General features: G+C 68.3%; 12 protein-coding genes. 10 read left to right on the forward strand and 2 right to left on the reverse strand.

All coding sequences use genetic code 11. The features are described from left to right. Positions 1-148: 148 nt before the first annotated feature. From ABZ234_RS01375 to ABZ234_RS01390, 4 genes are all read left to right on the forward strand, one after another. Positions 149-676, forward strand: a complete 528-nt coding sequence (locus tag ABZ234_RS01375; protein ID WP_355010526.1) for a helix-turn-helix domain-containing protein — start codon at positions 149-151, stop codon at positions 674-676. Positions 677-805: 129 nt separating this feature from the next. Beyond that, positions 806-2,104, forward strand: coding sequence for an NtaA/DmoA family FMN-dependent monooxygenase (locus ABZ234_RS01380; protein ID WP_355010527.1), 1,299 nt, complete (start codon positions 806-808; stop codon positions 2,102-2,104). A gap of 64 nt (positions 2,105-2,168) precedes the next feature. Then, positions 2,169-3,170 (forward strand): LLM class flavin-dependent oxidoreductase, encoded by a 1,002-nt coding sequence (locus ABZ234_RS01385; protein WP_355010528.1) that lies wholly within the window; start codon positions 2,169-2,171, stop codon positions 3,168-3,170. 82 nt (positions 3,171-3,252) lie between these two features. Further along, positions 3,253-4,590, forward strand: coding sequence for an NtaA/DmoA family FMN-dependent monooxygenase (locus ABZ234_RS01390; RefSeq protein ID WP_355010529.1), 1,338 nt, complete (start codon positions 3,253-3,255; stop codon positions 4,588-4,590). A 150-nt stretch (positions 4,591-4,740) separates the two neighbouring features. Here ABZ234_RS01390 and ABZ234_RS01395 read toward each other — a convergent pair whose 3' ends face one another. Continuing rightward, on the reverse strand, positions 4,741-4,893 hold the full coding sequence (locus tag ABZ234_RS01395) for a hypothetical protein (RefSeq protein ID WP_355010530.1): 153 nt from the start codon (positions 4,891-4,893) through the stop codon (positions 4,741-4,743). A 298-nt stretch (positions 4,894-5,191) separates the two neighbouring features. Between ABZ234_RS01395 and ABZ234_RS01400 the strand changes: the two genes are divergently transcribed. Beyond that, positions 5,192-5,479: a hypothetical protein gene (locus ABZ234_RS01400; RefSeq protein ID WP_355010531.1), complete on the forward strand. Its 288-nt coding sequence runs from the start codon at positions 5,192-5,194 to the stop codon at positions 5,477-5,479. Between the two features lie 87 nt (positions 5,480-5,566). Here the strand turns inward: ABZ234_RS01400 and ABZ234_RS01405 are convergent, their stop codons facing one another. After that, entirely contained in the window at positions 5,567-5,767 is a 201-nt protein-coding gene (locus tag ABZ234_RS01405) for a hypothetical protein (RefSeq protein WP_355010532.1), read from the reverse strand. Positions 5,768-6,322: 555 nt separating this feature from the next. On the opposite strand from ABZ234_RS01405, the gene ABZ234_RS01410 reads away from it, so the two are divergent. From ABZ234_RS01410 to ABZ234_RS01430, 5 genes are all read left to right on the forward strand, one after another. Further along, complete coding sequence (locus ABZ234_RS01410) at positions 6,323-6,625, forward strand: hypothetical protein (protein WP_355010533.1); 303 nt, start codon at positions 6,323-6,325, stop codon at positions 6,623-6,625. A 708-nt stretch (positions 6,626-7,333) separates the two neighbouring features. Beyond that, positions 7,334-7,711 carry a CPCC family cysteine-rich protein gene (locus ABZ234_RS01415; RefSeq protein WP_355010534.1) on the forward strand — a complete coding sequence of 126 codons (378 nt, stop codon included), beginning with the start codon at positions 7,334-7,336 and terminating at the stop codon, positions 7,709-7,711. A gap of 419 nt (positions 7,712-8,130) precedes the next feature. Beyond that, positions 8,131-8,604, forward strand: coding sequence for a nitroreductase family deazaflavin-dependent oxidoreductase (locus tag ABZ234_RS01420; RefSeq protein WP_355010535.1), 474 nt, complete (start codon positions 8,131-8,133; stop codon positions 8,602-8,604). A 346-nt stretch (positions 8,605-8,950) separates the two neighbouring features. After that, positions 8,951-12,388, forward strand: a complete 3,438-nt coding sequence (locus ABZ234_RS01425; protein ID WP_355010536.1) for a phosphodiester glycosidase family protein — start codon at positions 8,951-8,953, stop codon at positions 12,386-12,388. A 126-nt stretch (positions 12,389-12,514) separates the two neighbouring features. Then, positions 12,515-12,967, forward strand: coding sequence for a CoA-binding protein (locus ABZ234_RS01430; RefSeq protein WP_355010537.1), 453 nt, complete (start codon positions 12,515-12,517; stop codon positions 12,965-12,967). Positions 12,968-13,281: the final 314 nt, after the last annotated feature.

The raw sequence follows: 13,281 nt of genomic DNA on the forward strand, positions 1-13,281 counted from the left end.
GATGTACGATTCTAGTGGAGACTGTCTCCGTTTAAAACGATACGGAGGCGCTCTCCGTTTTGTCAATTCGAGCTTCGATGCTCGGGGAAGGTGAGCTATGGCAAAGGCTCCGGTGCGCGCGGATGCCGCGCGGAACAGGGAGAAGATCGTGAGCATCGCTCGGGAGTGCTTCATCGAGCAGGGCCTCGAGGTGTCGCTGGATGCGGTCGCGAAGCGCGCCGGCGTGGGGGCCGGCACCCTCTACCGGCACTTTCCCTCGCGCGAGGATCTGATCGCTGAAGTTCTCACTGCCGAGATGGGAGACCTCGAGGAGGTTTTTGCATCCCTGAGGAGCGCGGACCTGGAGGGCGGGGAGCGGCTGGAGCGGTGGTCCGTCGCGCTGCGGCAGTGGATGACCAGCTATGCGGGTCTTCCGGACCCCCTGAGGGCGTCCCTTGACGCCAAGGCCGGACCTCTGGGGGTGAAGTGCTCGACCGTCATCGCGTGGACGGACGCGCTGGTCGAACAGGCCCGGCGGGACGGCGCGGTGCAGGACTTCGTCACCGGTCGGGGGTTCTATCGAGCCACCCTCGGTGCGGCATGGGCGGCGTCGGCGTCGAACGACCCTCACGAGGCGGACGCGGATGCCCTGGAGCGCTTCGTCCGCGATGGATGGCGCGCCGCGCCCGGAACCTGAGGTCATGAGCGGCGGTCCTGCGTGCACGGGCATGGCGCTTTTGCAAAATGGAGACACTCTCCGTATGCTTCGAAGCGGACGGGCTCTCCGTTTTCGTCTCATCATCCATCGGCCGCAGAGGGACCGCTTATGAGAAGGACCATCTCGCTCGGCGTGGCGCTCGGGGACAGCTTCGGCGTCCATCCCGGAGCCTGGCGAATGCCGCATGCCGACCCCGGGGCGTACACCGACGTGGGTGTGCAGGTCCGCGCGGCACAGGCGGCCGAACGAGGGGGAGTCGACTTCGCCTTCCTGCCGGACCGCGTCTTCCTCCGCGACGACCTGGGCGCCGGCCCGCCGACCTTCTCCATGGAGCCGTTGATGGCTCTGACGGCTGTGGCTCGGGAGACCGAACGCATCGGACTGGTGCCCTCCGCATCCACGTCCTTCAGTGAGCCGTACGCCCTCGCACGGCAGTTGCGAGCCCTCGATGTCATCAGCCACGGACGCGCTGGATGGAATGCCGTTCCCAGCTACGAGCCCGAGGCGTTCGCGAACCACGGCCGCCCTATCCCCTCCAGGGAGGGCAAGTATGAACGGCTCCACGAGGCCGTCCAGATCGTCCAGGCGCTGTGGGGGAGCTGGGAGCGGGAGGCCGGCGACCCGGATCCCGCCTCCGGGACCTTCGCGGACATGTCTCGCATCCGGCCGATTGATCTCCACGGTCGCCACGTGGGCTCTCGCGGACCGCTCCAGATCCCGCCCTCCCCGCAGGGCCAGCCGGTGGTCTTCATGCCCGCCGCCGGCGGGCCCTCGATCCAGGCGGCAGGAATGTATGCCGGTGCTGTGATCGGCATGCCGAACACCATCGAGGACGGGCACGCGCAGCGCGACATGGTCCGCAGGTCCGCGATCGCGGTCGGACGGGACCCCGAGGAGATCCTGTTCTTCGCATTCATCGGATTCGGACTCGGGGTGACGCACGAGAGCGCGCTCGAGCGCCGCCGAACTCTCGAGGACCGGACGGATCCGATGCCCCGCCTGGCGCAGCTGTCCGTGATGCTGGGCGTGCACATCGACCCAGCCGCAGCGGATCGGCCGCTCCCCGCTGAGCAGCTGGAACAGGCCCTCGCGCTGGCCCACGAGGGCTTCTCCCCGAGGGACATCCTCGCGCACGGCGTCCTGGATTCGAATCCCGGGCTCGTCGGGACTCCTGAAGCTGCCGCGCACCTGATGCAGGAGTGGTTCGAGGCCGAGGCCGTGGACGGTTTCGTCCTCGTCATCGATGACCTCCACGACGGCATCGACGCCTTCGCGGACCTGGTGAGCCCGATCCTGCGCGAACGCGGTCTCCTACGCGCCGACGACGGACCCACCACCCTGAGGGGCCGGCTCGGGCTGCCCGAGCAGCTCGGACCGGACCCGCGCATTCGCGGCGCCGGGAGCTGAAGCCGCTCATCGACCGAGCCCGTTCCACCTCGTTTCCGCCGAACTCCGTCCGAAAGGTCGTCCCGTGTCATCCGTCGTGCCCCTCTCCGTGCTCGATCTCGTCCGTGTGGAGCGGGCCGACCCGGACGCATCCGCCGCCATCAGGCGCAGCGAGAGACTGGCCCAGGATGCGGATCGGCTCGGATATCACCGGGTCTGGTTCTCCGAGCACCACAACATGCGGACCATCGCCTCCTCCGCCACCGCGCTCCTGATCCAGCACGTGGCCTCCCGCACCGAGCGCATCCGCGTCGGTGCCGGCGGGATCATGCTTCCCAATCACTCGCCGCTGATGGTGGCCGAGCAGTTCGGCACCCTCGAGGCGCTCTACCCGGGACGCATCGATCTGGGTCTGGGCAGGGCCCCCGGCACGGACGGTGCCACCGTGCGTGCCCTGCGGCGCACCGGCGATGAAGCCGAGCGGTTCCCCTCCGACGTGCTCGAGCTCCACGGCTTCCTCGGCGACCGATCGCCGGTTCCCGGCGTCCGGGCTTACCCCGGCACCGGCAGTCGCGTGCCCCTGTACATGCTCGGATCCTCGATATTCGGGGCGCAGCTGGCTGCGCAGCTCGGTATTCCGTACGCATTCGCGGCCCACTTCGCCCCCGGGTCGCTGGACCAGGCCGCACAGGCGTACCGCAGCGGATTCGCTCCTGACGGGCCACTCGCCGGGCCAGACGCGAAGCCCCACCTGATGGTGGCGCTCAACGTCATCGCCACCGACGACGCCGAAACGGCGGCGCGTCGGCGCCGCGAAGCCGAGGACGCCTCCCTCGATGCGTTCTTCGGCAGGGAGCGGCCGCTCTCCGACGAGGAGGTCGCAGCGGTGCGCGAGACACCGCAGGCACAGCAGATGCTACGGATGCTCGACGCCACGCTCGCCGGAACGGGGGAGCAGGTCCGCACCGGGCTGGCAGACATCGCAGCGCGGGTGCACGCCGACGAGCTGATCCTCGTCAACCACGTCCCCGGCGAAGAACACATGCGCCGCACATTGGAGCTGCTCGCCCCGGGCCGCGAGGCCTGACCCGCCGGCCGGCGAGGCGCGTGAACCCTCGCCCCGGCACCGCCCCGGACACCACGAACCCTGCTCAGCAGAAAGGCACGACATGACCGGGAAGCACATGATTCTGGGGGTCGGGCTGGCGAACAACTTCGGTGTGCACCCCGCGGCCTGGCGTCTGCCCGACGTGGACCCGGGGGCGTACGCGGACATCGCCGCCACCGTGCGGCAGGCCCAGGCGGCCGAACGGGGAGGCCTGCATTTCATCTTCCTTGCCGAGCGCCTCTTCCTCCACGGCGATCTCGCCACCGAACCTCCGCTGTTCAACATGGACCCGCTCACCTCCCTGACCGCGGTGTCCCAGGCGACGGAGCGCGTCGGCCTCATCGGCACCGCCTCCACTTCCTTCAACGAGCCGTACCTGCTCGCGCGCCAACTGAAGACGATGGACGTCGTCAGCCGCGGGCGCGTGGGCTGGAACGCCGTGCCGAGCTTCGAGCCCGACGCCTTCGCCAACGCCGGCAGGCAGCTGCCGCCCCGTGAGCAGAAGTACGAGAGGCTCCACGAGGTCCTCCAGGTGGTCCATGCGCTGTGGGGGAGCTGGGGGCGGGAAGCCGGCCGACTTGATCAGGGCGGCATGTTCGCAGACCCCGCCCACATAAGGCCGGTCGACCTGCGCGGCGAGCACGTCGGCTCCCGCGGCCCACTCCCCGTCCCGCCCTCCGAGCAGGGCCAGCCGGTTGTCGTGATGCCGTTGAGCAGCGGCTACGGACTGCAGGCGGCGGCCATGTACGCCAACGTCGTCATCGCAATGCCGATGTCCATCGAGCAGGCACTCGAACAGAGGGCGATCGTGCGCCGTGCCGTGGAGGCTGCGGGACGGGATCCCCAGGAAGTCCGCTTCATCACGTTCGCGAAGTACGAAGTCGCGGCGACCGCACGGGAAGCACTGGACAGGATCCGCGCGATGGACGAGCTGCGGGACCTCCGCCCGTCGCTGTCTCGACTGGGGAGCATGCTCGGCCTGCCGATCGGGGTGGAACGGTCCGATGCACCCCTGACCGCCAAGCAGCTCGCAATGATGAATCCCGCACCGGGGCACGCCCCGTCCCAGCGAGCTGCGCGACTCGCCCGCGAGAGGTGGTCGCCGCGCGACATTCTCGCCCACGGTGCTCTCGACCCCTTCCCGTCCGTGGTCGGAACACCGGCGCAGGCAGCCGACCACCTGCAGGAATGGTTCGAGGCGGGAGCCGCCGACGGGTTCCTGCTCAACTTCGCCTCCTTCCATCACGGGATCGACGCATTCGTCGACGGCGTCGTGCCGGTGCTCCGCGAGCGCCGCCTCTTCCCCGAGCACGACGAGAAGCCCCGGACGCTCCGCGAGCACCTGAGCCTGCCGGACCAGTACGGCCTCGATCCTCGGGTCTCGAGCTCCGCGGACTGAATCGTCGGACAGCGGCGAGGGCAGGATCCAGCACGAGCGGGGTGTGGGCCCAGGAGGTGCGACGCAGGGCCCACCAAGCGTTCTGACGGGTATGCCCCGGTGAACGCGCCCCATGGCCGTGGACCAGGCGGGCGAGGCCCCGGCATCGCCTCAGCCGACGACGAGGTCGGCGACGTCCTCGCCGACGTCGGAGCACAGTTCGAAGAACTCGTCCCTCTCGGCGTCGACACCCGTGAACCGACGCGGCTCGTGGTGTCCGTCAGCTTCATCGAACTCATCTCGCTCTCGGCCTCCCCGACCCACGGGTCGACGTTGTCCCAGGGACCCTGCTCGTTTCCGATGAGGCCGCTGGACTCGGTGACGGCCTGGTGCAGATCACCTCCTGGTACGTACTGTGGTCGCCGTCGAGGTGCCAGTAGGTCAGCCACGGGCCGACGGCCTTCGGCGGCGAGAGCAGTCCGCAGCTGCGGTTGGTAACGGTGTAGACCGTGCCACGCTCCAGAGCCAGGTCGACGACCTCGAGCTTCGGTGAGGCGCTCTTGGTCGGCTCGGCGCTCTCGCTGTCCGTCGACACTTCCAAACCCGACACATGACTTGCCTGATGAACAGCCAGGACGTGCCAGGTGGACGGAGCGAAGTCGGAGTTGGGACGGCGCAGCCGGAGCAACACTGTTCCGTCGGGCTGCTCCAGGTAGAGGTGGACGCCGATGACGTTGAGAACCGTGCCGTGCGGCGAAACTGGGCGGCGCTCCTCCCGCGAGGAGCGCCGCTTCTGCGCGGTGTCAGTGGGGCGGCTGGCGGCGTGGCGGCGGGTGCGGTCGAAGGCTTCGATTTCGGCTTCGGGGTCGAGACGCAGGTCGGCTCGTACACGAGCGCGGGGCGGCGATGAGGATCAGCATGGGCAGTAGGGCGGGGTGCAGGACTGCGAGGACGCCTGCGGTGGTGCTCAGGGGGATGAGGCCGTTCAGAGCTCATCTCAAAAGCCATCGGCATGCTTGGTCAGGTGCTTGTAGCAGATGACGATGCAGGCGATGCCGAGCATGGCCAGGAAGGTGGAGGCCTTGCACTCCCAGCGGACGTTCAGCGTGCGGTAGGAGTCCAGCCAGGCGATGGAGTGCTCGACTTTGTACCGGTGCCACCCCAGGTATTGGGAAGACTCGGTCCCGGGGCGGGCCAAGCGCACCTCTATGCCACGTTCGTGCAGCCAGCGGCGCCGGCTTCGGGAGTGGTAGGCCTCGTCTCCGTGGAGCTTGGAACCGGGTGTGCCGCGACCAGTGGGGTCTGGCCCCGTGTTCTCCCCCTCTCCTGGCGCGGACCGACTGGGAGTCGACGGTGGCGCGGGACCAGTCCAGCAGGGCGCGTCTGCCCAGCTCATCCAGGATCGTGCGGTGGGTCGTGAGCCACAGGCCCACCTGGGTCCAGGCCTTTCAACCAGCAGTGGCGCGGGTGACGCCGAACAGGCGGTCGGCCTTCTTCCGGGAGCATCCTGAGGTCTGGACGAACAGCACCGTGGTCAGCACGGCGCTCTGGTCCATACTGGGTCAGCCGGTTTTTGGTGTGGGAGGCAGTAGTGGCCGGACGATCTCCCAGAGCCCATCGGGCAACACATCACCCACAGCACGTGATCGTGCCAGGCACAGGGGTACGTTGCAGGGCTTTTGAGATGAGCTCTTAACCACAGGCTCTTTGATAGGAGGACGAAGTGAGTCCGGCTGGCAGGGACTGGGGCGACATGAGCCAGCTTATATCAGAGGATCTGTTTGCTTGTGCGGTGGACCTTTCTGATGAAGGGGCGCACGAGTTCGCTTTTCCCTCGATTGTTGCTTGTGGCGTTTTCAGTGCTCTTGAATTTGGAGGAAGTTCAATTTTGGGTGGTGATTTGTGGAAGAAGGTCGATGGGGGTTTTGCTTTTGGGAAGGAAAGTTGGCATTTTGGGAGCGATGGGTGTGCCGAGAAGCGGTGGGAAGTATTTTTTGATCTGTTCTCGGGGGAGGATAGTTACTTTTCCTTCGTTTTCCGGAGTCCACTGAGGTGATCCCAACAAGTTCTAAAGGAGGGGCCCATGATCGCAATGTGCGAGAACGAGGGCAGCCCTGGCGATGCCTCCGATCTTGCTGGGGCCGGCGGTGATGTGCTGAAGGAGCCGCTACCGCTGGGTGAGCAGAAGTGGCGCAGGGCCATCAGGGCCTAGTGGAAGCAGGTCACGGCTCGGGTCCCCTTGTGGGTGCCGCGTAGCCTGCGTTCGGTGGCCAGGAGGCGGGAGAGGAAGAGAACGGTTTCCCTGGGGACGTCGAGGATGACACTATAGGGACCGCGTGGAGCCTTTCACGGTAGTCCGGCAAGATTCGACACCTCGCCTTCCACCTGGGGCTCCACGTCTATGCCTGAGGAACGACTACCCCTCCCCTTGATTCTGATTTGCCGGGTTCATGGCTTTCGTGCGGACTCAAACTTACTGGGATCGCCTCAGTGAGTCGAACTTGAATAATAATTTCAACAAGCATGGTGGCGGCATGAGCTATGAGTCCACGGCGGAGCATCAATAAGCTGCTGAAGGCCTTCTTTGTGATGGTAATGGGTTGCACCCCGAGGTTCTTTCAAGGCGTGATGGTTATGCCTCGTACTACTTGAATGAAGACGGCGTCGAGTTCGGTGCTAAAAGCATTGTCGCCTACTTTGATCCAGATGATCCCGATGCCTATCATGATAGGCGGCCTAGAACTTAATTAAATGAGGGTGTATGATGAGCTCATTCCCCTGTCCGTGCTGTGGCTTTAGGGTGCACAAAAATCCCCCCGGATCTCACGAGGTGTGTCCTGTCTGTTTCTGGGAAGACGATGCCGTGCAACTCCGGTGGCCCGCGCTTTCCGGGGGTGTGAATAATAACTCACTCTATGATGCCCAGTGTAAATATGTAGAAATTGGAGCGTCTGACTATCCCTTTTTTGGTAGAGTGCGAAATAATCTTCCTCATGAAAGGAAAGAGCCCGGCTGGCGCTTAATTGATTTTTCTGTTGATAATTTCGAAGAATTGAACCATGGAGGAGAATGGCCAGTTGACAAGTCGGACCTTTATTGGTGGAGAGATTCTTTTTGGCGATCCTATTGGGGGCATGTTTGAGAAGGTGTAACGGCCCAAGCGCTTCTGCCGCACCATGCTTGCCAGGCCGTGAGTATGGCCTCCATGTCGAGACGGCCGGCTTGCCCTCTGGCCTGCAGTTTTGCTACGAAGGTATGGCTCCTCCTGTTCCCGCCGGCCAGCGCTGGCGTCGACCGGAGAAACCAGGGAGCCGTCAAAGAACTAGTCCCTGGTTTCGTCACGGTGCTGGCCACGATCGTCGGCTCGGGCAGTATGTTTCGTGCCGGGGGCGGTGGAGACTGCGGCGTGTGCCGAAGTCGCCTTCCGTCGTCCGTCTTCTTCGGGGCCCGTTCCCGAGGGCGACCGGCTTCGGCGAGGGGGCTCGTGTCCGGTCCGGGGCCGGTCCGCCGTGGCGGCGTGGAACATGGTGGACGCGGCATCGCCGCCCGTACGATGCGGCCATGGGACTGTTGACCCCGCTCGCCGTGCGGATCGGCGCCATCTCGTGGACGTCGAGACTGCTGCCCCAGATCACCCGGCTCGACCGGGGCCTCCAACGGGTCAGCCGCGGGTACATCGGGATACTCGACGTCGCCGGTCTGCCGAACATCATGCTCACGGTCAGCGGACGGGTCAGCGGTGAGCCTCGCCGGACGCCCCTGCTGTGTGTTCGCGACGGCGCGCATCTGCTCGTCGCCGGTTCGTCCTTCGGTGCGCCCAGGACACCTCAGTGGGCGCACAACCTCAGGGAGGCTCCCACCGCCCTCGTGGAGAAGTCGGGGCGGAGCGTCGAGGTCGAGGCCGAGGAACTCACGTCGCACGAGCGTGAGCGGGCCTGGGCGCTCATGTGCGTGGTCTGGCCCAACTACGTCCTGTACGAGCGGCGCACGGACCGCCTCATCCCCGTGTTCCGGCTGACCCCTGTCTCCGCCTGACGGCCCGTGAGCTCCGGCGCGGACCGCCGCAGCAGGGGGCGGCACAGTCCTGTCCGCACTGCCGCGCTCCGGGGGACGCGTGGGTCTGGCGCGTGCGGTGGGACCCCGCATGACGAACCCGGTGTCTTCAGGTGAAATCTGGAGACGGGCGGTCCTGCCCGGGGACCGTTTCGACGCCGATGGCGGGTGGGTGTGTCCGCTGGTCAGGCCTCCGCGTGGACGGCTCCGGCCAGGGAGATGAACAGGATTCGGGGTCCGTTCACTTCCTACACAAACGATCGGCTTGATGGTAGGAAGTCAACGCAGAGGGCTCTCCGCTATCCCCCGAGCCGCACGGAGGCTTCCCATGATTCGCCGGTGGTCGATCCGCTCACGCACGGGTACCGCGGTGGCCGCGGGTTCCGTCCTGGTACTCACCCTCTCCCTCACCCCGGCCGCCGACGCGAGCACGGCGCGTGAGGACCCGCGCGAGCACACCGGGTTCAGTGAGACCGTCGAGATCCCGCCGGGCGGTTCGGTCGCCACGGTCGAGGATCCTGAGCCGCGGCTGGAGACGTTCGACGCCGAGCGCCCGGTCGCCCCCGGTGTCACGCTGAACTCGTTCGAGGCCTACGGGCCGGACGGGTACACCGGGACGCCCACCTGGTTGCAGGCCGACCTGTTGACCGCCGACCTCACCGGCGGGGTCAGCGTCGACTACCTGTTCCCCGGGCGGGTGACCGAGCGGGAGCCGTTGAGCGTCCAGGCGGACCGGGCCGGTGCGGTCGCCGCGGTGAACGGCGACTTCTTCGACATCAACGCCTCCGGAGCGCCGCAGGGCGTGGCTGTGCAGGGCGGTGAGGTGATCCAGTCCCCGGCCACCAACGACTACCGCGGATCGGCGGCGGTCTTCACGCCCGACGGGCTCGGCTCGATCGGCGAGGTGTTCTTCGAGGGGACCGTCCAGCTGCCGACCGGGGAGACGCCGTCGCTGGACGCGATCAACAAACCGGCGCTGGAGACCGGCGGGATCGCCGCGTTCACCCCCCTCTGGGGGACGTATTGCCGGTGCCGGGCGGTCGAGGGGGCGACGGAGACGCTGGAGGTCGTCGTCACCGACGGTGTCGTCTCCGAGATCGTGGAGGAGCCGCGCGAGGGCGCGATCGCCGACGATTCCTTCGTCCTGGTCGGTCGCGAGGGCGGCGCCGTGGCGCTGTCGGATCTGGCCGTGGGCGACCCGGTCGGCATCGACTACGACGCGCGGGCCGGTGGGGACCAGGAGCTCCACGCCGCGCTGAACGGCCGACAGCTGCTCGTCGTCGACGGGGAGGTCCAGCGGGCCAGCCAGGGCAACAACACCCCGGGCGCGCCGCGCACGGCCATCGGGTTCTCCGAGGACGGCTCGCAGATGTACCTGCTCAGCGTGGACGGTCGGCAGCCGTCGTTCGCCGAGGGCGTCGGCCTGGACGAACTGGGCGAGATGATGGTCGAGGCCGGTGCGCACACCGCGCTCAACCTCGACGGCGGCGGCTCGACCACCATGGTGGCGCGGGAGCCCGGCGCGGAGCAGGTGCGGGTCGAGAACCGGCCCTCGGACGGGCAGGAGCGCCTCGTCCCCAACGGACTCGCCCTGTTCGCCCCCGAGGGCAGCGGCAGGCTCGACGGCTTCTGGGTCGAGACACAGATCGAACCCGGACGCGGCGACGGCCCCGCCTATGTCGCACCCACCCGGCCCGACCGGGTGTTCCCCGGCCTGAGGCGGACGCTCACCGCAGCCGGTCACGACGAGACCTACGCACCGGTGCAGGCGGATCCGCACTGGCGGTCCGGTGACAACCGGGTCGGCACGGTGGACCGGGACGGCGTGTTCACCGCGCGTTCTGCGGGCACCGCCACCGTCACGGCCCGCCAGCGGAGTGCCACGGGGGACATCGAGTTGACGGTGCTGGGCGAGCTGGCCCGGCTCGAGACCACGTCCGGGCGGGTGGGGCTCGCCGACGCCGAGGCGTCCGCCGTGGTCGGGGTGACCGGTTACGACTCCCGCGGGTTCGCCGCGCCGGTCGAGCCGGCCGATGTCGAGCTTGACATCGACGAGAGCGTCGCTCGGGTCTCGGTGACCGAGGACGGGCGGTTCGAGGTCCGGGCCGCCACGGACAGCGGGGCCACGGTCGCCACCGTCCGGGTCGCCGGTGTGGAGACGAGCTTCGCGGTCACCGTCGGCCTGGGGGAGACCGTCGTCGCCGATTTCGAGGATGCGGCCGATTGGTCCTACTTCGGCGAGCGCGCGGACGGAGGCGTCGCGGCGGCCGAGGGGCGGGACGGCGCCGCGGTGGGGCTGACCTACGACTTCACCGCCTCGACCGGGACCCGTACCGGCGGTGTCCTGCCGCCCGGCAGGGAACTGGAGATCCCAGGCCAGCCGCAGGAACTGCGGGCCTGGGTGCACGCCGAGGGCAACGGGGAGTGGGCCAGCCTCCAGGTCTGGGACGGCTCCGGCCAGTTGCTGCCCGCGCTGCGTGCCGGATACCTCGACGAACCGGGTTGGCAGCAGCTGGTCTTCCAGGTGTCGCCGGGCACGCAGTACCCGCTGTCGCTGCGCCGCCTCTACTTCGCCGAGACCGATCCGGGCGCCGGCTATCACGGCGAGGTGGTCGTGGACGAGCTGACCGCGATGGTGCCGCCGCCGGTGGACCTGCCGCCTGACGAACCGGTCGTCGACCCGGTGGTGGCGCCCGGCCAGACCGTGGCCGGCCAGGACTGGCGGTTCGCCGTCCTGTCCGACGCCCAGTTCGTCGCCCGTGACCCGGACAGCGAGATCGTCGCCCAGACACGGCGCGCGCTCCGCGAGATCCGGGCCAGTGACGCCGAGTTCCTCGTCATCAACGGCGACCTGGTCGACGAGGCCGCCCCGGAGGACTTCGCGCTGGCCCGGCGCATCCTCGACGAGGAGCTGGAGGGCGAGCTGCCCTACTACTACGTGCCGGGCAACCACGAGGTGTCCGAGGGCACGCTGGACAACTTCCGGGAGGCGTTCGGGCAGACCCGGCACGTGGTCGACCACCACGGCACCAGGTTCATCTTCCTGGACACGGCGCGGTTCTCCTACCGGGCCGGCGACTGGTCGCAGCTGCCGCTGCTGCGCGAAGAGCTCGACCGCGCGGCCGACGACCCCGCCGTGTCGTCGGTCGTGGTGGCCCAGCACGTGCCCCTGCGCGATCCGCTGCCGACCCGGGCGAGCGAGCTGTCGGACCGCAAGGAGGCGGCCACCGTCGAGGGCTGGCTGGCCGAGTTCCAGTCCGGGAGCGGCAAGGGCGCGGCGTTCATCGGCGCGCACGTCGGCGTGTTCCACGCGGACCGGGTGGACGGTGTTCCCTACGTCATCAACGGTAACGTCGGCAAGAACCCCTCGGCCGGTCCCGCGGACGGCGGCTTCACCGGCTGGTCGTTGTGGGGTGTGGACACCGGCGGCGATCCCGCGGAGGACTGGGTGGCGACCGAGCTGCGCCCCCATGTGGACGGGCTGGTACTGGAGGCGCCGGCCTCGGTGGGTGTCGGTGAAGAGGTCGAGGTCACCGCGACGGTGGACAACGACGGCACCGCGGTGCCGGTCCTCTACCCGGTGAGCGCGGACTGGTCCGGTTCCGACGGCGTCCACATCGGCCCGGCCGGGGAGGCCGGGGCCGATGACGTCGCCGCGTTCGACCCGGCGACAGGCCGGTTCAGCGCGCTGGGGGAGGGGACGGTCGACCTCGCCGTCACGGTGAACGGTGTCACCGAACAGGTGACCATCGCTGTGAAGCCCTGACGCACGTACCCCGGCCACGTGGGGGTGGGAGGGGCGGGAGCCGCATAGGCGCCACCCGCCCCTCGTCCGCGTCCACCGCTCTCCCGGGTCCCGAGCCGGGGCGCGGGAATCGGTGGCGCACCGGGGATGTTCTCCACGAACATGACCGAGCCGTGGCTGGACCCGAAGACCATCGACCACCTCCTCGACGACACCCGGACCTGGGCGGTCGTCGGCCTGTCGAACGACCCGGGGCGTACCGCCTACCGGATCGCAGAGTTGCTGCAGGCCAGGGGCAAGCGGATCGTCCCGGTCCACCCCGGGGCCGCCGCCGTGGGTGAGGAGGTCCTCGGGGAGAGGGCCTACGCGACGCTGGCCGACGCGGCCGCCGCCGTCGGCACCATCGACGTCGTCGACGTCTTCCGCCGTTCGGAGGCGGCCGGCGAGTTCGCCGACCAGGCCGTCGCGATCGGCGCCGGCGGTGTGTGGTTCCAGCTCGGCGTCCTCGACGAGGAGGCGTTCCGGCGCACGCGGGAGGCCGGAGTGCCGATGGTGATGGACACCTGCCCCGCCATCGAGTGGGGCAGGCGCGGCGCCTGAGCGGTGGGGTTCGGCCGGGTCGGGTGGCGTTCTCCGACGACTCCCGGCAGATGCCGTCACGAGAAGGCGTCGACACGGGAGGGGCCGGTCGGCGGCCCGCCGCCCGCCGGCGCACCCGCGGAGTACGACGCCTGGCGCCGGAGCCGCTGGGGGAAGTCGCCGGACCGAGCGGCAGGGCCGTGATCTTCGCCGACAGAAAGGTGGACGGGGCCCGCACCGTCCCGGGCGCCGGGTCACGGTCTCTTCCCGCGTAAGAGCTCATCTCGAAGATCCTGCGAGGTGCCCTGCGCCTGGCATGATCACGCACTGTGAGT

The organism is Nocardiopsis sp. NPDC006198 (assembly GCF_040613895.1).
GTDB classification, from domain to species: Bacteria; Actinomycetota; Actinomycetes; order Streptosporangiales; family Streptosporangiaceae; genus Nocardiopsis; species Nocardiopsis tropica.

Bases quoted from the DNA above. Each gene is read 5' to 3' on its own strand.
- ABZ234_RS01380 (WP_355010527.1), top strand. From the start codon at position 806: ATGAGAAGGACCATCTCGCTCGGCGTGGCGCTCGGGGACAGCTTCGGC.
- ABZ234_RS01390 (WP_355010529.1), top strand. From the start codon at position 3,253: ATGACCGGGAAGCACATGATTCTGGGGGTCGGGCTGGCGAACAACTTC.
- ABZ234_RS01400 (WP_355010531.1), top strand. From the start codon at position 5,192: ATGAACAGCCAGGACGTGCCAGGTGGACGGAGCGAAGTCGGAGTTGGG.
- ABZ234_RS01410 (WP_355010533.1), top strand. From the start codon at position 6,323: ATGAGCCAGCTTATATCAGAGGATCTGTTTGCTTGTGCGGTGGACCTT.
- ABZ234_RS01415 (WP_355010534.1), top strand. From the start codon at position 7,334: ATGAGCTCATTCCCCTGTCCGTGCTGTGGCTTTAGGGTGCACAAAAAT.
- ABZ234_RS01420 (WP_355010535.1), top strand. From the start codon at position 8,131: ATGGGACTGTTGACCCCGCTCGCCGTGCGGATCGGCGCCATCTCGTGG.
- ABZ234_RS01425 (WP_355010536.1), top strand. From the start codon at position 8,951: ATGATTCGCCGGTGGTCGATCCGCTCACGCACGGGTACCGCGGTGGCC.
- ABZ234_RS01430 (WP_355010537.1), top strand. From the start codon at position 12,515: ATGTTCTCCACGAACATGACCGAGCCGTGGCTGGACCCGAAGACCATC.